This window comes from Maribacter sp. BPC-D8 (genome assembly GCF_035207705.1).
Taxonomy (GTDB): domain Bacteria; phylum Bacteroidota; class Bacteroidia; order Flavobacteriales; family Flavobacteriaceae; genus Maribacter.
In genome coordinates this window covers 1,150,078-1,172,858 of the sequence record NZ_CP128187.1, presented here as the reverse complement: position 1 = coordinate 1,172,858, position 22,781 = coordinate 1,150,078, and the positions used below count along the sequence as shown (strand labels likewise).

General features: G+C 33.2%; 19 protein-coding genes. 11 read left to right on the top strand and 8 right to left on the bottom strand.

The genetic code is table 11. From position 1 onward, the window contains the following. The first annotated feature begins 20 nt into the window (after nt 1-20). The 10 genes from QSV08_RS05255 to QSV08_RS05210 all read left to right on the top strand — a co-directional run bounded on the left by QSV08_RS05255 (nt 21) and on the right by QSV08_RS05210 (nt 12,129). A complete protein-coding gene (locus QSV08_RS05255; RefSeq protein ID WP_324027219.1) occupies nt 21-1,511 on the top strand; it encodes an aldehyde dehydrogenase family protein in 1,491 nt (496 codons plus the stop codon). A 289-nt stretch (nt 1,512-1,800) separates the two neighbouring features. Next, entirely contained in the window at nt 1,801-3,057 is a 1,257-nt protein-coding gene (locus QSV08_RS05250; protein ID WP_324027217.1) for a DcaP family trimeric outer membrane transporter, read from the top strand. A 36-nt stretch (nt 3,058-3,093) separates the two neighbouring features. Next, nucleotides 3,094-4,791 carry an aspartate-alanine antiporter gene (gene aspT / locus QSV08_RS05245; protein ID WP_324027215.1) on the top strand — a complete coding sequence of 566 codons (1,698 nt, stop codon included), beginning with the start codon at nt 3,094-3,096 and terminating at the stop codon, nt 4,789-4,791. 18 nt (nt 4,792-4,809) lie between these two features. Continuing rightward, a complete protein-coding gene (locus tag QSV08_RS05240) occupies nt 4,810-6,405 on the top strand; it encodes a bifunctional aspartate transaminase/aspartate 4-decarboxylase (RefSeq protein WP_324027214.1) in 1,596 nt (531 codons plus the stop codon). Between the two features lie 214 nt (nt 6,406-6,619). Then, complete coding sequence (locus QSV08_RS05235; protein WP_324027212.1) at nt 6,620-7,243, top strand: MarC family protein; 624 nt, start codon at nt 6,620-6,622, stop codon at nt 7,241-7,243. Nucleotides 7,244-7,287: 44 nt separating this feature from the next. Next, nucleotides 7,288-7,818, top strand: a complete 531-nt coding sequence (locus QSV08_RS05230) for an NAD(P)H-dependent oxidoreductase (protein ID WP_324027210.1) — start codon at nt 7,288-7,290, stop codon at nt 7,816-7,818. Between the two features lie 62 nt (nt 7,819-7,880). Beyond that, entirely contained in the window at nt 7,881-9,785 is a 1,905-nt protein-coding gene (locus QSV08_RS05225) for a monovalent cation:proton antiporter-2 (CPA2) family protein (protein WP_324027208.1), read from the top strand. 182 nt (nt 9,786-9,967) lie between these two features. Continuing rightward, nucleotides 9,968-10,552, top strand: a complete 585-nt coding sequence (locus QSV08_RS05220) for a DUF6515 family protein (protein WP_324027206.1) — start codon at nt 9,968-9,970, stop codon at nt 10,550-10,552. A gap of 161 nt (nt 10,553-10,713) precedes the next feature. Beyond that, a complete protein-coding gene (locus tag QSV08_RS05215) occupies nt 10,714-11,331 on the top strand; it encodes a DUF6134 family protein (RefSeq protein WP_324027204.1) in 618 nt (205 codons plus the stop codon). 30 nt (nt 11,332-11,361) lie between these two features. Further along, nucleotides 11,362-12,129, top strand: a complete 768-nt coding sequence (locus QSV08_RS05210) for a patatin-like phospholipase family protein (protein WP_324027203.1) — start codon at nt 11,362-11,364, stop codon at nt 12,127-12,129. A gap of 11 nt (nt 12,130-12,140) precedes the next feature. Here the strand turns inward: QSV08_RS05210 and QSV08_RS05205 are convergent, their stop codons facing one another. The 7 genes from QSV08_RS05205 to QSV08_RS05175 all read right to left on the bottom strand — a co-directional run bounded on the left by QSV08_RS05205 (nt 12,141) and on the right by QSV08_RS05175 (nt 18,633). Beyond that, nucleotides 12,141-12,752 (bottom strand): DEAD/DEAH box helicase, encoded by a 612-nt coding sequence (locus tag QSV08_RS05205; protein ID WP_324027202.1) that lies wholly within the window; start codon nt 12,750-12,752, stop codon nt 12,141-12,143. A gap of 122 nt (nt 12,753-12,874) precedes the next feature. Further along, nucleotides 12,875-13,774, bottom strand: a complete 900-nt coding sequence (locus QSV08_RS05200) for an EamA family transporter (protein WP_324027201.1) — start codon at nt 13,772-13,774, stop codon at nt 12,875-12,877. Between the two features lie 152 nt (nt 13,775-13,926). Further along, nucleotides 13,927-15,312, bottom strand: a complete 1,386-nt coding sequence (locus QSV08_RS05195; protein WP_324027200.1) for a right-handed parallel beta-helix repeat-containing protein — start codon at nt 15,310-15,312, stop codon at nt 13,927-13,929. Nucleotides 15,313-15,529: 217 nt separating this feature from the next. Further along, a complete protein-coding gene (locus tag QSV08_RS05190) occupies nt 15,530-16,687 on the bottom strand; it encodes an iron-containing alcohol dehydrogenase (protein WP_324027199.1) in 1,158 nt (385 codons plus the stop codon). A 46-nt stretch (nt 16,688-16,733) separates the two neighbouring features. Next, nucleotides 16,734-17,366: an NAD(P)H-dependent oxidoreductase gene (locus QSV08_RS05185; protein WP_073244413.1), complete on the bottom strand. Its 633-nt coding sequence runs from the start codon at nt 17,364-17,366 to the stop codon at nt 16,734-16,736. Nucleotides 17,367-17,375: 9 nt separating this feature from the next. Next, a complete protein-coding gene (locus tag QSV08_RS05180) occupies nt 17,376-18,047 on the bottom strand; it encodes an NAD(P)H-binding protein (protein ID WP_324027196.1) in 672 nt (223 codons plus the stop codon). Nucleotide 18,048: 1 nt separating this feature from the next. Next, nucleotides 18,049-18,633: a TetR/AcrR family transcriptional regulator gene (locus tag QSV08_RS05175; protein WP_324027195.1), complete on the bottom strand. Its 585-nt coding sequence runs from the start codon at nt 18,631-18,633 to the stop codon at nt 18,049-18,051. Between the two features lie 178 nt (nt 18,634-18,811). On the opposite strand from QSV08_RS05175, the gene QSV08_RS05170 reads away from it, so the two are divergent. After that, nucleotides 18,812-20,383 (top strand): WG repeat-containing protein, encoded by a 1,572-nt coding sequence (locus tag QSV08_RS05170; RefSeq protein ID WP_324027193.1) that lies wholly within the window; start codon nt 18,812-18,814, stop codon nt 20,381-20,383. Between the two features lie 200 nt (nt 20,384-20,583). Here the strand turns inward: QSV08_RS05170 and QSV08_RS05165 are convergent, their stop codons facing one another. Next, complete coding sequence (locus QSV08_RS05165; protein ID WP_324027191.1) at nt 20,584-22,539, bottom strand: tetratricopeptide repeat-containing sensor histidine kinase; 1,956 nt, start codon at nt 22,537-22,539, stop codon at nt 20,584-20,586. Between the last annotated feature and the right edge of the window lie 242 nt (nt 22,540-22,781).

The following is a 22,781-nucleotide window of genomic DNA, read 5'->3' as shown; positions in this document are numbered from 1 at the left end:
ACATATAAAACATACAGAAAATGAAAACACAAGAAGAATTACCTAATTACACCAAAAAAATATTTGTTGGTGGCGAATGGAAAGACGGAAAAGGACCAGTAATAAAAGATATTAACCCTTGGAATCAAGAGGAATTATTTTCTTTAAGTAGTGCAACAGAAGATGATGTAAATGAAGCTTTTGAAACGGCTGCAATTGCGCAAAAAAAATGGGCTGCAGTATTACCTCCAGAAAAGAGCAGAATGATGCAGAAACTAGCTACGGTTGTTAGAAATCGTAAACAAGAGTTTGCAGAATGGGCACGAAAAGAAGTAGGAGCAACTTTAGCAAAAGGCTATTTTGAAGCTGAGTTAGTAGCTAGTGTTTTTGAAAGCGCTGTGCATTTACCATTATTAGTAGAAGGTAAAATTTTACCAAGAGATATAGAGGGTAAAGAGTCTATTGCAGTTAGAAAACCATTAGGGGTTATCGGATTAATTTCTCCTTGGAATTTCCCTGGACAATTAACTGCGCGTACTTTAGGTCCTGCCTTAGCAGTAGGTAACGCAGTTGTTTTAAAACCAGCATCGACATCAATAGTAACCGGAGGATTAATTTTTGCTTCATTTTTAGAGGAAGCAGGTTTCCCTAAAGGGTTATTAAGTGTATTGCCTGGTGGCGGAAGTACTATTGGTACGGCGATAACAAAACATCCAATCTCAAAATTAATTTCGTTTACAGGTTCAACACCAGTTGGGCGTCAAGTAGGGCAAAATGCGTTGAGTGCAGATATTATTAAAAATATCGAATTAGAATTGGGTGGTAACAGTCCGTTTGTAGTATTGGAAGACGCAGATATTGATCAAGCTGTAGAGGCTGCTGCTTGGGGTAAATTTATGAATCAAGGTCAGATTTGTATGGCGATTAACAGAATTATTGTAGAAGATAAAGTCTATGACGAATTCACAGAGAAGTTTATCGCCAAAGTAAAAACCTTAAAGCGTTTAGATATGAATGATCCAGACACGTTTGTGGGACCAATCATAGATCAAGCACAATTTGACACCGTTAAAAATCTAATAGACGAAGCTAAAGCTCAAGGTTATAAAATGGCTTTAGGTGGTGAAGCAGATGGTTTACATATGCCTCCACACGTTTTTGTAGATACAGACGAAAACTGTCCGTTGTTTAAACACGAGATTTTTGGACCTGCAGTATCTATTACACGTGCTAAAGATATTGAAGATGCATTGCGTTTAGCTAATGCTACAGATTTTGGTTTGTCTAGTTCTGTGTTTACACAAGACGAAGCTAAAGGAATGGCGTTTGCACAAGGTATTGAGGCTGGTATGACGCATATTAATGACCAACCTGTAAATGACAGTGCGTATGCACCATTTGGAGGTGTTAAAAACTCTGGTTTAGGGCGTTTTAATGGACAATGGGGAGTTAAATCGTTTACCGTAGCACATTGGATTACTATTCAGAAAACACCAAGAAAATATCCGTTTAAAGCATCAGATTTTCAATAGAAACAGGTAAAGTTTTATTTGTAACATTAGATCACTCTATTCTTGAATATCTACATCAAATAAGCGAGCTTAAACACTATTAATCATTTAGTATAAATTCTTTTTTAACTAAACTGATCTAGGTCATTTGTAGGGCTTTTATTGAGGAGTAGTTTCGCCAATATAAGCTTTTAAATAGATGACCTAGTTTAGTAATTAAAGACAGTCATTAATATGGCTTAAGAGTAGTACAGATGATAATAGTATAATTTAAAATCGTTAAGATTTTCTAAGACGAAAACCAAAAAAAATGACAACCAACTTTAAAATAGTAGTAGCTTTTTGCTTTACAATGCTAGGTGCTTATGCCTTTGCACAAGATAGCATAGATACACTATCCGTAAAACAACAAAATAATACAAAAGACAATCAGGATCCACTTCCAGTTCGAGAAAAAAGGAGTCGTTATAATGAGAATCGGAAATCGAAGAAAATATCACTCGATTTCATTGGTTATATTAAACTGATTGGCGGAGTCGATTTAGGGAATATTCAAAATACTAGCGAGTTTTATCCCAGTAAAATTCCCATTTATCCAACCTTGCGTGAAGAAAAACCTCGTAGTTTTTTAGATGCTAGACAAACACGACTTGCTGTAGATGGTGAGTATGAGGTGTCTAGTACCGATAAAGTACACATTTATGTGGAAATGGATTTTTTCAACACAGAAGCGGCTACCAGCTTTGTACCACATTTACGCCATGCTTACGGAGAATATAAAGGGTTTTTAATTGGTCAAACGTGGAGTACCATGAAAAACACGTCAGCTTTTCCTGTACAAGTAGATTTCGAAGGACCTAATAGTATTACAGGACCTAGAAATCCCATGATTAGATATACGCAGTCCATCAATAACAAGTATTCTTATGCTGTAGCTTTAGAAACGCATAGCGAAGATTATACCCCTTTTGATGCTAATATAGATGACAGCATGGCTTTTTTATATGTTCCAGATTTAATAGGATATATACAAAAGAACGGTAACTGGGGAAACCTTAGACTAACAGGGATTCTTAAAAACATGTCATATACAAATACCAGCTCAGATGCTATTAAAAGCATAACTAGTGGAGGTGCAGCGGTTTCTGGTATCGTTAAATTTTTTAATAGAAAAGAAATTAATGATGACATTCGGTTTAGCTACACGTATGGAGTTGGCATTGCACATTACATAAACGATTTAAGAGGTCAAGGTTTGGATGCCGCACCAGATAATAAAGACGATATGTCACCAATACCTGTTATGGGCGGTTTTGTAGCCTACAAGCATGCATGGAGTAAAACAGCGACTTCTAGTGCTGTTTTTAGCTTTACGAGTATTGATAATTCTGATTATACAGAAGATAATATGTATGATTTTTCTACGTATGGCGCAGTAAATTATATGTGGTCTCCTGTAGATAGATTGGATTATGGAATAGAACTTATTTATGGAAAAAATCAAAATAAATTAGGTGATAATGGCGTAGGGTATCGTGCCCAATTCATGGCAATCTACCACCTATAATCTAACTACAAATCAGAACTAAAATTAAAATAAATTATGGAAATTATTTACGATACACTCAGAAATTTCCCTTATCTCACCTTGTTTTTAGCAATTGCTATTGGGTATTTTGTAGGGAAGTTTAAAATTGGAAAATTCACCCTTGGTGGTGTAGCAGGTACATTAATTATGGCTGTTGTTATTGGTCAAGTTGGTGGGTTTGAAATTAGTGGAGAAGTTAAAAGCCTCTTCTTTGCTTTGTTTATTTTTATGGTAGGTTATTTAGGTGGTCCGCAATTTTTTGCTTCCTTAAAATTGTCTTCTTTAAAGTTTTTAGTAGCAGCATTTTCAATGACTGTTTTAGGATTATTAGCTGTAGTCGGTCTTTCAATGTGGATGGGGCTTGACAAAGGTATGGCAGCCGGATTGGCTGCAGGAGGATTAACGCAATCTGCAATAATTGGTACAGCAGGAGAAGCGATAGATAAATTAGGATTAGCCACAGAGGCAGCCAAAATTATGAAAACAAACGTAGCTGTTGGTTATTCTATTACTTACATCTTTGGTTCTATTGGTCCAATTTTAATGGTCTCTTTTATTCCTATAGTAATGAAATGGGATATTAGAGCAGAGGCTAAAAAACTAGCAGCAAAACTTGGTGGTAGTAAAGAAATGGTTGAAGGCGAATTTGATCCGATCAAAAGAGTAGATACTAGAGTATTCAAAACTTCAAAAACATCAAAGTATTTGAGTAAAACAGTTCAAGATTTTGAAGCTGATTTTAATACTAATTTAACGGTAGAACTTGTTATTAGCGATGGTAAAAACATAGAGCCTACTGTAGATTTTCAAATTAAAGAAGACGATATTTTATTTGTAACAGGATTAATAACTGCCTTTTCTAATGCTAGTAATACTTTAGGTGAAGAGATTTCAGAATTTGGAGGAAATATTGATTTTACAGAAGAGCAAAGACACGTTATCATTTCAAACAAAAAACTAAAAGGCAAGACATTAGCTGAAATTCGTAAGCAGTTAGGTTTAACTAAAACACACGGTGTTTACATTAATAGCATTATTAGAATGTCTCATGAATTAGCGATTTTAGATAATACCGAAATTCATGCTGGTGACGAAATTACATTGGTAGGTAAGACCAAAGACTTAGATAGAATAGAAAAAGAAATAGGATACAAGCCAACGTCAATCAATAGTACAGATTTTATAGTCTTTGGTTTAGGGATGGTCGTTGGTTATTTAATAGGCGAAATTAATTTTGATATCAATGGAACAAACGTTGCGTTAGGCTCAGGATTAGGATGTTTAGTTTCTGGTTTAATCATTGGTTTTTTAAGAACAAAACACCCAAAAATGGGAGGTATAAACGTTGGTGCTGCTAGTTTTATTCAAACTTTCGGACTTGCTGTTTTTGTAGGTATCGTTGGTTTAAACGCTGGAGCACCTGCTTTTCAAGCCATTTTAAAAAGTGGGATCACCTTATTCCTTTTAGGGATTTTAGTAACAATGATTCCTATGATTGTTCAGTTTGTTATCAACTTCTATATTTTAAAAATAAAAAATCCTGTAGAAGCTCTAGGAGTTCTTACAGGTAGTAAAAGTGCCAATCCAGCATTCTCATCTCTATTAGATAAAACACAAAACGCAACACCAACGCCAACATTTACAATGACATACGCGGTTGCAAATATATTTTTAACACTTTGGGGACCAATAATTATTGCATTGATGCCTTAAATTATAAAACACATTATAATGAAAAAACAAGAAGAAGTAGAACTTAATACGTTAAGTCCGTTTGAAGTAAAAGATACACTAATAAAACTAGCAAAATCAAATCATCAGCATTCCATGATTAATGCGGGTAGAGGTAATCCAAACTGGATTGCAACAAAGCCTAGAGATGCCTTTTTTCAACTTGGTTTATTTGGTTTAGAAGAAAGCAAAAGACAATTTCAGGAACTAGATGGTTTTGGTGGAATCACAGATAAAGATGGTATTACAAAAAGATTTCAAGCATATTTAGCTTTAAATAAAAATGTTATTGGATTACGTTATTTAAATGACTTATTTCAATTTGCTGTGGCTAATTATGGTATAGATTCAGACGATTTAATGTTTGAATGGGTTAATGGTATTATTGGAAATAATTATCCAGAACCAGGACGCATGTTAAAGCATTCTGAAACTATTGCTCATGCTTATTTAATGAAAGAAATGAGCGCAGGAGCAACGCCTCCAGAATCAAAATATGATGTATTTGCTACAGAAGGTGGTACAGCTGCTATGGTTTACATATTCAATTCTTTAAAAGCAAACAAGTTTTTAAAAGCAGGAAATACCATTGCTATTGGGACGCCTATTTTTACGCCTTATTTTGAAATGCCAGCGTTAAAAGATTACGATTTAAAAATGGTCTTGATTAATGCAGACGAAAACGATAACTGGCAAATTCCAGATTCTGAAATCGATAAACTAAAGGATACCAAAGTAAAAGCATTCTTTTTAGTGAATCCAAGTAATCCGCCATCAGTAAAACTAAGTGAGCCTACGTTAGATAAAATTGCCAAAATAGCAAAAGATAGAGAAGACTTGATTTTATTGACTGATGACGTTTATGGATCGTTTACAGAGAACTTTACATCACTAGCAATTAAAGCTCCAGAGAGTACCATTCTAGTGTATTCTTATTCAAAATATTTTGGAGCTACAGGTTGGAGACTTGGAGTAATAGCATTAAATGAAAATAATAATTTTGATAAAATGTTAGCCAAACTTCCTGAGGAAGATAAAGCAGAATTAAGAGAAAGATATGAAACTATTTCATTAAATCCAGATGGTATAAAAATGATAGATCGTTTTGTTGCTGATAGTCGCAGTGTAGCTTTAAATCACACTGCTGGTTTATCTACACCACAACAAATTCAAATGTCTTTATTCTCTTTAGCAACTTTAATTGATACTGAAAACAAGTATAAAAAAGATGTAAAAAAATTGGTTAGAAATAGATATGATAAGCTCTATAAAGACCTACCTGGTAAACCATTAATATCTGAAGATAATAAGAATGCAGCATATTATTACACTTTGGTAGATTTCTTAAATTTAGCTAGAGATAAATACAATGAAGCGTTTAGTAAATGGGTTGGCGAGAATTATAACGCTTTAGATCCAGTAATTCGTTTGGCTGAAGAAGAGTCTATTGTAGCTATGCCAGGTGGTGGTTTTGACGGTCCCGATTGGACTATTAGATTCTCTCTAGCAAACTCTTACGCAGAAGATTTTGAGAAAATAAGTATTCTGATTAATGATATTCTAGATGAGTATTATAACGAATACCAAAGCAAATAGGTGGTACTACTTATAAATGCCAAGAAATTCTATGTTTAAAGCTTCAGATTTTCAATAGAGCACTTTAATATAATTGTTTGTTTAAAAAGCTGAGACTAATTTTAAAATTAGTCTCAGCTTTTTTTATATTCTAATATTTCCCAAAAGATTCAAAATATTCTTGGAATTTCAGTAAGAAATCAAGTTCTTGCATGATTAAATTTTGCTTAAAATAATGAATGATTTAATTACGTTTTCTATTGCTGTTTTTACTGGCTTTTTTGCCATTACAAACCCAATATCTAACATGACCGTTTTTCTGTCTTTAACCCAAGGGGCAGATGAAAAAACCAAAGCTGATATCAATAAAAGAGCCAATATTATTGCTTTTATAATTGTATTGGTATTTGTACTACTCGGAAAATATATTTTTGAGTTGTTCAATATTAGTATTCCTGCATTTAAAATTACAGGTGGTATCTTAATATTTTATATTGGTTTTGACATGCTACAATCAAAACAGTCTAGTGTCAAGAATATTAAACATGTAAATATTGATGAAAACATTGCGGTTTCGCCATTGGCTATTCCTATTCTAGCTGGTCCTGGTACGATTGTTACGGCTATGAACTTTGTATCAAGTGCGCAACCGGTTCAAATAACTATAGTAATTGCGATTTTCGCTTTCATGAGTTTACTAACCTATTTTACTTTTAGATTAAGTAACTTAATTGTTAGGCTTGTAGGCTACAATGTTATTTCAGTGATCGGTAAAATTATGGGTTTAATCATAGCCATTATTGGTACAGGTATGATTATAGAAGGAATAAAAATTTCTTTTGATTTAGTTACTAATTAACTACCAATGCCAATAACTACTTATTTTCCTTAATTTAACGGAACATGAAGAAAGTTCTAATTTTATTTGCTCACCCTAAGTACGAAAAATCAAGAGCGAATATGGTTTTAGTAAATCATATTAAAAATAAAGAGGGCGTTACTTTTCATGACTTGTATGAAGAGTATCCAGATTTTCATATAGATGTACCTTTCGAAAAGAAATTATTAGAAGAGCATGATGTTATTATATGGCATCATCCTATGTATTGGTACAGCTGTCCGCCACTATTAAAACAATGGATCGATATGGTGCTGGAATTTAATTGGGCTTACGGGCCAAATGGAAAGGCTTTATCTTCTAAAATCTGCTTAAACGCTATCACCACTGGTGGAAGTAAAGAATTATATTGTATCCAAGGAATCAATAGCTACACCATAACAGAGTTTTTAAGACCTTTTGAACAAACTGCTAATTTATGTTTAATGAACTATCACAAACCTTTTACTGTGATGGGTACATACAAATTAACAGATGAAGAACTAGAGGTTTATGGAGCACAATACAGTTCATTTATAGACGGACTACAAACTTAAAATGACTATTTTAAATACCTAAGTGATGTCTATATAATAGCATTACAAATAAACCAACCAATATGACCGGCAGCTTATTATTTGATGCAATTGTTTTTCTATTAGGCGCAATAATTTGTGTTTCTATTGCCAAAAAATTAGGACTCAGTTCTGTTATCGGTTACCTAATGGCAGGTGTTATTATCGGACCATACGTATTAGGCTTTATAGGCGAAGAAGGGGAAGATATTCTTCATTTTGCTGAATTCGGGGTGGTGGTTATGCTATTCTTAATCGGACTTGAAATTGAGCCAAAGAATTTCTGGAATATGCGTAAGACTATTGCAGGTTTAGGCGGATTACAGGTTGGTGGAACCATGGTATTATCTTACCTATTTTTTATACTATTAGATTTTGATTGGAAAGTTGCTTTGGTTATTTCTATGGCGGTAGCGCTATCATCCACTGCAATTGCCATGCAGACCATAAAAGAGAAAGGGTTGATGGAAACTACCTTTGGTAATTCTGCCTTTTCTATACTATTATTCCAAGATATCATTGTTATTTTCATGTTGGGAGCCATTCCGTTGCTTTCAAATACAGATGCGGCAGCTACTACCGATACCCATGAAGCCAGCAGCAATCTTTTAGATGGTTTACCAATGGGCTACCAAACACTTGCCATTATATTATCGGTGGCATTGATTATTGGTGCAGGCCAGTACTTAATAGTTCCGATGTTAAGAAAAGTAGCACAAACCGGAGTTCGGGAACTATTAATTGCATCTGCACTATTAATAGTATTCAGTATTTCTTTTTTAATGGAATATGTAGGACTATCGCCTGCTTTAGGAGCATTCTTAGGTGGGGTAGTGCTATCTAATAGCGAATATAAACATGAGCTAGAAAGTACCTTAGAACCTTTTAAAAACTTGCTATTAGGGTTATTTTTTATTGCCGTTGGCGCTTCTATAAATTTTGTGGTTATTGCCAAAATGCCTTTGACGATTGGTGGAATATTAATTGCCGTAATTTTAATTAAAGCATTGGTTCTATTTGCTATAGGCACCGTGTTTAAAATGAAACTGGATCAGAAATTGTTACTGACCTTCGGCTTGGCGCAAATTGGTGAATTTGCCTTCGTACTTCTTTCATTTGCTTTTCAGTTGAATATTCTAGAACAAGAACAAATGGATATTTTATTGGTAATTACAGCATTAACAATGTCATTAACACCAATTATAAGCATCATAAACGAACGATTAATTTTACCCAAAATTGGCACAAAAGAATCTATTAAAAGACCCATGGATCACATTGCAAAATCGCAAAATGTCATACTTGTAGGTTTCGGTCATTTTGGTAGTACAGTAGGTCGTTTTCTAAGATCTCATGGTATAGAAGCCACAATTTTAGATCATGATTCTAACCGTGTTGACTTTCTTCGTAAAATGGGGTTTGAGGTGTATTACGGCGACGCCACACGTATAGATTTATTAGAATCTGCAGGCATTGCACAGGCTAAAATATTAATATGTGCTATTGACAACCCTAGTGTTACCAAAGAAATTACAAAAATGGTAAAAGAAAAGTACCCACATGTTGAACTCATGATTAGGGCGCAGAACAGATATGACGCCTACGAGTTATTGAATATGGGTATGGAGAACATTTATCGAGAATCTTTAGATACGTCACTTTCATTAGCTAAAGATGTGTTGAGCAAACTTGGTTTTAGAAAATATACCTTGAACCAACAAGTACAGAATTTCATTAAATATGATGAAACGAGTTTAAGAAGATTGGCAGCTGAAACAAAGGGAGAAGAGAACTATATTTTTAAAGCTCGTAAAGAATTAGAGGAGCAACAAAAATTATTAGAAGAAGATTTCAAAAGAGGCATTGTTGAGTATGATAACCATTGGGATAGCGAATCTATCAGAAAAGTATTAGAGAATCAGCAAGATAATAATCCGACTTCAACCTAATTTCCATTTTTACATCTAAATAATAAATTTTCAACGTCTATAGAATTCCTAGATTCATAGATGAAATTTACCTACCCGTCTATTTCTGATTTTATTACAAGGTTATAGATTAAACCACCACTACATTTGTTTGTCAAAGAATTGAACGTAAAACATAAGTTTAACCTTTTAAGTATAAAAAGATGAAAACAATTACTAAAACATACGCAGTAGCAACATTACTATTATTTGCATTTGCTTTACCAGCTGCAGCACAATCTTCTAAAAAGAAAGTTACCAAAACAACGGTTACAAAGAAAGTGACTAAAACACCTGGTAAAATATCCAGTAAAAAAGTAACCTATAAAAAGCCTACTAAAAAAGTAGTATCAGTTAGGACGGTACCTAATAAGAAAATAGTAAAGCATAATGGTCAAAGTTATTACTATTCTAATAACAAATTTTATACAACGTCTGGTGGTAGATATATTACCATTGCACCCAAGGTTGGCTTTAGAATAAACACGTTACCGCCAAACTATGCTAGGGTTAATTTTAACAACCGTTTGTATTTTAATGTTGGTGGCACCTTTTATATAGAATCTAATTCTGGCTATGAGGTTGTTCAACCAGAAATTGGAACTATAGTTTACGAATTACCAGATGGTTATGAAAAAGTGACTATTGATGGTTTATCATACTATGAGTATTCTAATATACTTTATGAAAAAGTACAAGTAGATGGTTCTAGAGCTTATGAAGTGGTTGGGATCATTGATATGGAATAATTAAATATAGGTTTTAAAAATCAAGGGCTTACGAATTTCTTCGTAAGCCCTTTTTTATTGTAACGTATAAAACATGATATTGGTTAGGTTTAGAAAAAACCGAATTACTTACTTTTACCTAAGTAACGTGATTACAATATAGAACTCCATTATACATTAAAATGTTATCAATAAATCAATTCATTATAATATGTACGATTCTTTTTTTGGGTCCGATTTGTTCCATAGACAAAGACGTAGCGCCTATAAAAAACACATTTTACTTTGATATTATACATAAAGACAATGTGATCGGTAGTTTAAAGGCATCAAAGACCATTAAAGATTCTAAAGTTCATTACCAAAGTGTAACTACTATAAATACAAGGGTCATCAAAAAAATAGACGTAAATTATTTGTACAATGTCACTTATGAAAATAATAAATTAAAAAGGGCAAACGTAGTTATAGATGTTAATGATAAACCCTATGCAGATATTCTTACCAATTGGGAAATTGATTATTACCAAATATCTAAGAATGATAAAAATGAGTTAGTGGTAGAGGAGGATATCAACTACGCCACCATATTGCTATATTTTGATGAACCAATAAATGTAGAACGGTGCTATTCTGAACAAGACGGGAGTTTTAACACCATTATACCTTTAGGCAATCATTCGTATAAAAAGATAAATGCTAAAAATCACGAGAATATTTACTACTATAAAAACGGCTTTTTAGAAAAAGCGGAAATTAATGGAGGATTAATAAAATTTGACATTATTGCTCAAAAATGATTATTTTAAAGCGTAATAAGAACATTAATTATGATAAATACCGGATTAGTACTATCAGGTGGAGGTATTAGGGGAGTAGCTCATATCGGAGTAATCAAAGCCTTAGAAGAACACGGTATTTACGCAACTCATATATCTGGTACAAGTGCAGGTGCTATAGTTGGCGCTTTATATGCCGGCGGAGTAAAATGGGAAGATATTTTAGAGTTTTTTAAAGTAATTCCGATTTTTCATGCCAATAGATTCGCTCGTAAAAAACCCGGTTTTTTAGACACCGAGAAGTTTTACGATGAGTTTAAAAAATTCTTTCCACAAGATTCATTTGAATCATTACCTAAAGAACTATTTATTACGGCTACTGACATTATTAAAGGTGAATTAAAGATTTTTGACAAAGGAGAATTAATAAAACCTGTGCTTGCATCTGCAACCTTCCCTGGTGTTTTTTCACCTATAAATATTGATGGATCCTTCTATGTTGATGGTGGTGTGTTGAACAATTTTCCTATTGAACCTTTAAAACCATCATGCGACAAAATAATCGGTAGTTATGTAAACGCACTTAAAGCTATTAAAATAAAGGACTTAAAACATTCTTTTAATGTATTGGAGAGAGCCTACAAAATAAAATCTGCCTCTGAATCGATTGCTAAATTTTCAGAATGTGAATTGGTTATTTCACCCGAAGAGCTTTGTGAATATGCTACATTTGATATGCGATCTATAGATGCCATTTTTGATATTGGCTATAATAGCACTATTGATGCACTAAAGAAAAAAGGGTATTCAAAGCAATGAAAAGGCTTACTTTATATCTTTACATGACTAGCACGTTCCATGAAATAATCTTCAAAACGTTCTAATTTAGGATGCATTTTCTCTGAATATATAACATACTGGCATTTCATAATACTCTGCGCAACCGTAATCATTGCGGTATAGTCAGATTTTTGAATTAAAAAATCACCATCATCAATACTACATATTTTTAATTGTGAAGTACTGACACCATTTAATAAAAACAACTTGTGTAGGGTAGTAGGTGTAGTAATCAGTATATCAATACCTTCAAATATTTCCGATTTTTGAATATCTATATGCAACTCTTTATAACTTGCATACACCCGTAATGAACAGTACTTAGTATACCTTAAAAATTCATCATAAAGTTCTAATGCTTTTTCTTTGTTCTGAACTACAACAACTGCTCTAGGTGCATTACCTTCTGCCTCACATTTTAATTTTTGTAAGGTCGTCAAAATCAAGGTTGTTGTTTTACCGCTGCCTTTTGCTGCAGTACAATATACGTTTGCTCCACTTTTAATAATTGGAATACTTTTCTTTTGAAATGCTGTTGGCTCTTCTATAGAAAATTCTTCTAAAGTTTCAAGTATGTATGGGTTCAGTTTTTTAAAAGACATAATATGTTTTATAAAATTCTACGTTTATTAAGAATATATAATTTTGCAAAGATACAGCCTACCAACGGGCTAACCCTATTATAGCACTCTAATTTCTTATAACAAGAAAGCAAGACTATTTCTTATGAATAAAGTATAAGAAAGACGCCAAGCATAATACCTGCTAGCGGTACGAGCTTTTTACGCTTGTTCTGTTCTTTGAAGATGAAACCACCAACGACTACAGCAATCAATATTTGGCTTCGCTTGATAGCTGATAATAACATAATCAAAGCATCTGGGTCTTGTAGTGCTTTAAAATAGAAGTAGTCTGCCGTTTGCAATAATATACCCACCATTGGTATCGTCCATCTCCATTTGAAAGTACCTTTCAAGTTAGGGTTGGTAGATCGTGTAATAAGAACCACGACGCCTATAATCAACATCGTATAGGTACAAAACCAAAATTGTAGGGTAGGAGGGTTCAACGCTAAACTTTGTATTAAAAACTTATCGTACAAACCACTTGAAGCACCTAAAAATGTAGCTCCTATAATGGCATATATCCACTTATTGTTCTTAAAATTTATTCCCTCTTTTTTTCCGATTTTAGAATATAGAAAAACAGAAAATATAATTAAAAAGAAGCCGATCCACTGCAAAAAATTAGGGCGTTCTTGATATATTAAAATCGCACCAATAAAAGTGAAAAACGGACCAGCAGAACGAATTGGTGTTACAATGGTAATTGGTAAATGCTTCAACGCTTGATAAGCCAATACCCATGATGATGCCATAATCATAGATTTGATTATGATAAAGCCGTGCGTCTTCAATGAAATATCCGATACAAATAAATCGATTGATTGTAATTCCTCCGGATAGTATTTAGAACCCAAAAACAAGGGTAAAAACAATAAAAAACCTGTTATTAAAGTACCTAGTAAAACAGAAAAAGCATCATTACCTTGTACGGCATGTTTCTTACATAAGTTGTGTAATCCTAAAAAAAGCGCTGCTAAAAGTCCGAGGTACATCCACATAATGCGCGCGAAGATATTGGTTTTTTATCCTACAGCAACTGTGAACATACATTCATTATAAGCATTTTTATAAGTGTACTGTTGTAGATGAACAACATGGAATTAGATAGTAAAAAAAAATAAACTTAGATTTTATTTATACAATCAAAATATTACCATCCATCTACCACGCATTGTAAAGTGTATGGTTCAGTTTCACTTAAGGGAAGTTCTTCTAACTCCTCGCCAAGGTAGTTACCACTTGCATAACCGGTGGCATTTTTAAATCGGTAAGACCAACAGTATCTGAGGTTGGTTTCTGTTTCTGAATACGTAACAAGATTATCTACCAATATTACATTTTCAAAATCAGAAAATGCTAAAAAGTAACCTAAAAATTGATTTCGTCTAACATCTGCATCTGAACTTTTATACATGTACATACCGCAATTGTTCATGATATTATCATGTACGTAAGTAGCTCTATTATGACCTTTCTCGCCACCACTAGAATATTGTATATAACCTAATCTACCATTTGCTGAACCGTTAATCATGGTCACCGTATTTCTAGCGATTATGTTATGTGTTTTGTGCCAGCTCACTATCGGCCCATCTGTGTATTTACTATCAATACCTTGTTCCATTACATTATCGAGTATGTAGACATTTTCTCCTGTAGCATTTACAATATCTCCACCTGCATTATGATGAAAATAATTATTTTGAATTAAGATGTCTTCATCAATACGACCAGGACCTTCTATATCAATACCAAATTGAGGTGAAGTACCATTTATGTGGTGTATTTCGTTATCACTTATTTCAATACGCACACCACCAACAATTGATATACCTTGTCGTCTATTATTAAATATAGTATTATTTTTAAAAGTAACATCATTTGAATCTAATACTAACGACCCATCACCGGTAACGTTATATATTTTCATATTTTCAATAAGAACATTATTATTATCCCATACACAAATACCATGGCCTTCATCATGAGCCGTTTTACCATCTTCTCGTGGCGTATAAATATGGGTGTCTCGTTCGCCTCTAATTTCGCCATCACGTACAATTATATTATCTCCATTTAAACGTAAAACACAATAATTCCACTTATCGTTGGTATCTATAGTTAATACTGCACCTTCGCTAAAGACAAACTCTGTATTTTCATAAATTTCAATACCACCGTAATAGATATCATTTACATCTTTACCTACTAAATATTCGCCTGTAGGTAGTACTATTCTGCTATATTCTTCTTCATGCGCCCAGTCTATCGCTGCTTGTAAATTTGCTGTAGTTTTTGCAACATCAGTATTTGTATTCGGAATATCCCAACGATCTAGCTCGATAGTATACTCATTAACTTCTGGCATTTCTGGTGATTGAGCACTAAACTGCCGAATAGGTAAACCTTCTGCATCTAAACTCTCAGTATCTGCCGTGTAGGTTTCGTTCGTCATTATTTTGCTCAAATCATCTTTACCACAAGATGTACCTAATAGCAATAAGAAAATTAACAAGTAGTTGAAAGTACTCTTCATGTTGTTGTTTTTGAATCAATTTTAAGTACACACCCAAGTCTAAATAAGTAAGAAAACTGGGGTATATTCTATGAATAAAAAACGACAATGATATTGTTATAGTATTGCATTCTATAGTTTTACGACGAAATGCAGCTTTGCCTTAATTGCCACATTAGACAACGAAAAAAGGGCTGTCTACATTAGACAGCCCTTTTTAAAAAATACTCTGCTTAACTTAATAAGCCATTTTAACTATTTTCTCAGCATCTTCTGGCATTAAAGCTTGACGCTCACCTAATTTCCATCCGCGGGCTGTAAAACGTTTTGCAATTTCTTCGGCTGTACCTTCATAATCTTTGGTATAATCTGACAACTTGGTATCGATACCTAATTCATGAAAGAATGCCTCGGTTTTTTCTATTGCAGCATATGCCTTGTCGTCTATACTACCTTCGGTAATATTCCAAACACGTTCACCGTACTGCGCTAATTTTTCTTTTTTAGCCTCAAAATTGTACTTATAGTGACTTGGTGCGATTACAGCTAGCGTACGTGCATGATCAATACCGAATAATGCCGTTAACTCATGACCCATCATGTGAACTGCCCAGTCACCCGGAACTCCTTTTTGAATCAATCCGTTTAAGGCCATAGTACAGCTCCACATAAAATCTGCAGCTGGTTTATAGTCCGTTGGATCTTTTAATACTTTAGGAGCTACTTCAATTAGTGTTTGCAAAATACTTTCTGCAAATCTATCTTGTAACAATGCATCTATTGGGTACGTCATGTACTGCTCTAGAACATGGGTAAAGGCATCTGTAATACCATTTGCCAATTGGCGTTGCGGTATAGACTTAATAACTTGAGGGTCTAGAATAGAGAACTCAGGGAATAATCCTGGTCCGCTCATTGCTAGTTTTTCCTTAGTCTCTGCTCTTGTGATAACAGAACCAGAATTCATTTCTGAACCTGTTGCCGGTAAAGTTAGAACGGTACCAAAAGGCATCCCTTTTTTAGTTCTGATGTTTTTCGTTAAAATATCCCATGGGGTATCTCCTTCATATACTGCTGCGGCAGATAAAAATTTAGTTCCGTCAATTACAGAACCACCGCCCACTGCTAATAAATAGGTGATTTTTTCATCTTTAATAAGCTGTAAAGCTTTCAACAAAATTGCATACTCAGGATTGGCAGGTATACCACCAAATTCAACGACCTCTATGCCAGACAATGCAGTCATAACTTGATCGTAGATTCCGTTTTTCTTAATACTACCACCACCGTAGAGCATAAGTACTTTAGCATCTTCAGGTATTTCTTTGCTTAATTTTTCTATCGTATCCTTACCAAAAATAATTTTAGTCGGATTCTTAAATTCAAAATTGTTCATTTTCTTTTTCTTTTAATTTTTATTCTTCACTTGCATTAATGACCGCTTATTCAATAACAGTTACCAATTCTTCCATTGGTTTTCTAACCTTCACTAAATTCACCAACCAGTCTTCACTTTCATTTCTATACCCTAATGGCAACAGTACTGCACTGCGTAATCCTTTTTCACGTAAGCCTAAAATTTTATCTACAGCGGCTGGATCAAAACCTTCTATAGGTGTAGCATCTACTTCTTCAAATGCAGCAGCAGCGATCGATTGGGAAAATGCGATATAAGCTTGCTTTGCAGCATGATTAAAGTTTTCTTCAGGGTCTTTCTGCGGATACATATCTAACAACATTTTACGGTAATTTTCCCATCCTTCGTTTTTAAAACCACGAATTTCATTGGTTAAATCGAACATATAGTTGATTCTATCTTCGGTATAATTATCCCAAGCTGCAAAAACCAATAGGTGAGAGCAATCTGTAATCATAGACTGGTTCCAAGCTACAGGTCTAATCTGTTCTTTAATATCTTGATTTTTAACCACTATAATTTCAAACGGTTGTAAACCACTAGAAGTAGGAGCAAGGCGCGCTGCCTCTAAAATACGTTCTACTTTATCTTCAGCTACCTTTTCTCCGTTCATTGCCTTAGCGGCATATCTCCAATTTAATTTATCTAATAATTCCATTTTAATCTTCTATTTTAAGTTGTGTTTTGCTAATTGTTCTATATCGTTTGATGTTATAATAACATCGGTATTACTCGTTGTATTTGCTAAATTCAACATTGCCTGAGCAATGCATTCTGCATTGATAATTTTATATTTTTTCAGCGGACCAATAAATAGCGGCTGAATAGCTTTGAATACTACCAACCCTATTTTTTCTAATACCCTTTGTTCTTCTCTATCACCGCCAATTAATGAGGGTCTTAGAATTGAAGTATTGGGTATGCCTTGGTTGACAACATCTTGCTCCATTTCTCCTTTAGTTCTATTATAGAACACACTACTTTTTTTATTCGCGCCCATTGCAGACACTACTAAATAAGTTGGTATACCATTTTCCTTCGCTAGCTTTGCTGCAGCTACAGGAATACCATAATCAATGCTCTTGTACATTGCTTTATCTGGAGTCTTCTTTGCTGTCGTACCTATACAACAATACACTTCGTCAGCTGTAAAATCATTTTTAAAATGTTCTAACTCTAAAAGATTACCAATATACTGTTGCACCTTGTTTGGTAGTCCTTCTATTCTAGATCTAGAAAATAGTTTAATCGTTTCGTATCTGTCATCTGCTATTAGTTTTTCTAATACTAAACCACCAGTTAAGCCAGAAGCCCCTAAAATAATTGCCGTCTTTTTCATATTAGTTACAAACTTTTATACTGCTCCAAGCTGCTTGGTATGCTTGCTCTAATTCTTCTTTATCCATTTTCACCGAACCACGATTCTGTGTTATCATAAGAAAAGAAAGCGGATTAATTGAATACGCATACAACATGTAATCTGACAAAGGCTTTATAATACCTTCTTTTTTACCACGCGCCCACAAATCGAGTAGGGGTTGTAAATGCTTAATACCCTCTTGTCTGCTTTCTTCATCTATCATTGGTGTATTATCGCATTGGGCAAGAAACATTGCGTTAGCACTTTCTTTTAGTTTAAATTCTGCAATACGTTTCCAAATCACTTCAAAACCTTCTTCAACTGGCATGGTGTCATTATACGTCGCAAATGCATATGCCGTGTAGCTCGCTTTAACTTCTATATACGTTTTGTTTACTAAATCTTGCTTGTTTTCAAAATAGAGGTATATAGTCGCAGGGGACACACATGCCATTTTTGCAATCTTGCTCATGGGTGTCGCATGAAAACCGTCATTGTTTACCAACTCTATGGTGGCATTTATCAATGCGTTTCGCTTATCTATACTTTTTTGAAGTGCTGCCATTTTTATTATATCAAGGCACAAAGATATTGAATAAAAGAATGAACGTTCATTTTTTAATATAAGTTTGTGATATTTGGTATTCTGAATAAAGTAAACTTCTATTATCCTTAATTCTGCATAATTTCTTTTACAGGTTTACGTTGATAAAATATCAATAAACATAAATCAAAATATATCAATGAGATTACTACACTTTTTAACCGCCGTTCTATTACTAAATTCAGTCTTTGGACAAGAAGAATACGTTACGATAGATAAACAATATCACAAACCTACCGATGAATTTAAGAAGAAGATTATTGATGCAAAATATGAACCGGGATCAATTTTTATTAATAACTACCTTACTATAAGAAAAGATGATAAAAGTACATTCGTAGATACTTCGGGAAATATTTTGGGAAATTTATACGATTTTAAAACCGAAATGTCTACCAACAATATTTTCTTCACTGGAGAAATTGTCACCGGCATTAACGATTACGGAAAAAGGGAAAATGACAAATTTATAAATCTACAAGCAGTCGATGCCTCTGGAAATAACATAGATAGTGAAATCAATTCAAAACCAGAATACTACTTTTCATCTAATATGGCTAGAGTGTATGATCACTACATCAGCAAAGACGCAGATTATTTTACAATTCATTATAATAAGCCAGACCCTAGTAAAGGTTGGGGATATGATTTACAGGAAGGTTTAATGAATGGTAAAGGAGAAATAATCTTAGAACCAAAATATAAAAGCGTAAAACAAATTGAAAACGACTTTTTTATTCTGACCGATGGCGATAAAAGCAAAAAGGTAATCAACCTAGAGGATATGAGTACGTTATCGACTAATTTCAGTAATATTTATTCATTTAGCGATGTACCAAATGCACAACGATTAGACCCCTACCTATCTTTTAATGAAAAAATAATTGCAGAAGATGCAAATTCAAAAGCTTGGGGTATTTATAATTTAATTTCTAAAAATTGGGAAGTACCGGCCATTTATCAAAAATTAATGCCTGTTAATACATTTAGACAAGTTGGTGACAAAATGCGACACATTCTATTCACTGATGCTTTTATAGCCGTTAAAGACAACCAATGGGGACTTGTAGATAACATCAACAACACTATTATACCATTTGAATATGAAAAGGTAGAATACAATTACAAATATTTTAAAGTTTTCAATAAAGATGGCAAATTGAATTATTTTGATACAGCATCAAAATCTTTGCTGTTTAATTCATTCTATGATGACATTCATTACAACAATGATGAGCCTAGCTTGGCTGTATTAACTTTAAACAAACAAGTCGGTCTTTATGATTTTGATAATAAAGAATTTTTCGTAGATCCATCTGAAGGATTTACAGGTTACGAATATGTGAACAAGTCTCGACTTGTATTATTGAAACGTAAAAATGCAGAAGGTAGAAGTGATAGAGCACTTTTTTCAATTGACCACAAAAAAATTATATGTAAAGATTTTAATGATTTTTACTATGCTGACGGAAATGGTAAATTTTCTAAAATCCAACATTTTGACGGTACTAGTTCAATTATAGATAATAGTGGTAAGGTTATAGTACCGCCCGGAAACTATTATGGTAGACCACAATATCAACAAGGTGTATTTTTCTCTTATGATAGTTCAAGTAAACGCGCAAAAGCAGTGCATTGCTATAAAAATAATGGTGAACCTATTGATGCTTCTACTTGTGCAGAAAGGTTTAGTAAAAAGAAAAAGAAATAATCAAAATCTTAAAAGATACAAGAGCAACTATTTTTAATAGTTGCTCTTTTTTATTCCGATAATTTTGAATTAAAATAAAAACAATAATGCCTCATTATTTATAATAAAATTTTATAACCCGTATAAATTATGAGCGATTAAATTTAGAAGTGAGTATAGAAGACAGTTGGCAACAATAAATTTTAAAACCCAACATGTACTCAGCTATTGTTTTGAGACTTTAAAGGAATTGTAAAAAAGAAACTTGTTCCTTCATTTAATTTACTTTCAACCCAAATCTCACCGCCATTACTCTCTACCATTTCTTTACTTAGAGATAAACCTAAGCCGGTACCTTTTTCATTATTAGTACCATAAGTGCTTTTCGTATTATTTTTATCGAAGAGCGTTGCTTGAGTATCTACGCTCATACCAACCCCGTTGTCTTTTATTTCAACCTGATATTGATCGGTCAATTTCTTAATATTAATATTCACTTGACCTTTTGTATTCGTGAACTTTATAGCATTACCAATTAAATTTCTAAGTATAATATCTAAATGATCATGATCACTATAACTTATTATATTATCTGGAATATTATTTATGATAGTAATTGATTTGTTCTGAGCTAACGGATTCATTAATTGAACATTCTCATTTACCAACATCGATAAATCTAAATTACTTGGTTTAATTTTAGTTCCGCTCATTTGAGTTTTCGCCCATACTAAAAGATTATTGAGCATATCTGAAATACCATTGATATCGCGAAGTGCTTTTGGTAAAATCTGATCCATTTCATCTTTTGACAAAGTATTTTCTACATATAGCTTTATCAAAGAATGAAACGAATTTATAGGTCCTCTTAAATCATGTGCAATAACCGAAAAAAGCTTGTCTTTGGTATCGTTTGCCTCTTGCAATTCAGATTCTCGTTGAACTAAAGCTACTTGCTTCTCTTGTAATTGAGTATTAAATTTTTTCTGTAGTTTTTGATTTCTATAAAACAATATTAAAAAAAGTCCTAAAACTAAAGAGGCCGCAAAGCCTGCAAAAATATAACGCTTTTGCTTTGCAATGGCTGCTTCATTTTCACCTATCAGTTGCTTTTTCTGTTCCTCAAATTCAATCTTACTTTTAAGTACCCCGAGTCCTTGTTGATATTCTTCTGAAGCCGACTTTTCAAAAAGCTTTAAATATTCTGATTGATATTTGTATGCTTTCAATAAATCTCCTTTTTCATAATATATTTTGGATAAAACAGCATTCGAGCTTTTTACGTTTTCAAAAAAAATTACCTCTTCAGAAACTTTTAGCGCTTTTAGACCATAGAATTCTGCCATTTCTAAATTCGACAAGCCTAAATAAGCTTCTGCCATTCCGCCATACGTTTCGGTATAGCCTATGGTTAAATCAATTTCGTCACAAATCTTCTCCGCTTTTTTAAACCACTCTAGACCTTCTTTGTACTTAAACTGATTTAAAGCAATACTTCCTTTATTATTATAAGAATAAGAAAGCCAATCAATGATATTTTCATTTTTAAAAATGATGATGCATTCATCGACCGATTTATTGGCTAAAGCATATTTTTTTTGCTTCCTGTAAATCACAGACATATTCAATAATGTCTCCGCCGCAGAAACGTCTAAATTATTTGCTATACTAATTTTCCGCGATTTTTCATTAAAAGACAATGCTGTTTCATAATCTTTATAATCGTCATATAATAGCGCTATGTTGTCATTAAGTATACCCATCATTAATACATCGTTCATTTCATTAGCGATAGATAATGCCGCTAGAAAGTTAGTCAGTGCCAATCCGTTTTTACCTTCTTGCCATTTTGCTAGACCTATAAAATTTATAGCATCGATTTTTTCTCGTTGTAAACTATACTCGTTTGCGATTAACAGAGATTCTTGAAGTAACTCATAAGCTTTTTCAAGGTTTCCACTAATTGTATAATAATTCCCTAGACTATTTAATGTTTTAGACCGTCCTAATTTATAGTTAGATTTCCTACTTAATTCATATGCTTCATCAAGCATTATAAATGTACTATCGGGCTTGTAGGTATAATATTCATTTGCTAATATTACTAGTAAGTCTATATAAGGTTCACTTTCAGGATTAAAATTTTCGGAAGCTTTTAATTCCTTGAGTTTATTCAAATCTTCATCTCGAGTTTGACCTAATACTATAGAAGAAGTCGATGCAAAAAATGCAAGAATGATCAGTATTACGTTACAAAGTTTTTTGTGAAAAGAAATAGTTATTAGCATATGGTAATGGCAGTATTGAGCTATTATAAAATTTTGAAAAATTATCCCTGTGATATCATAACCCGTATAATTCAACTAATGTTATTGAAAAATAGTTAAAATTTAAACCGAATAATAACATAACCTCTTAA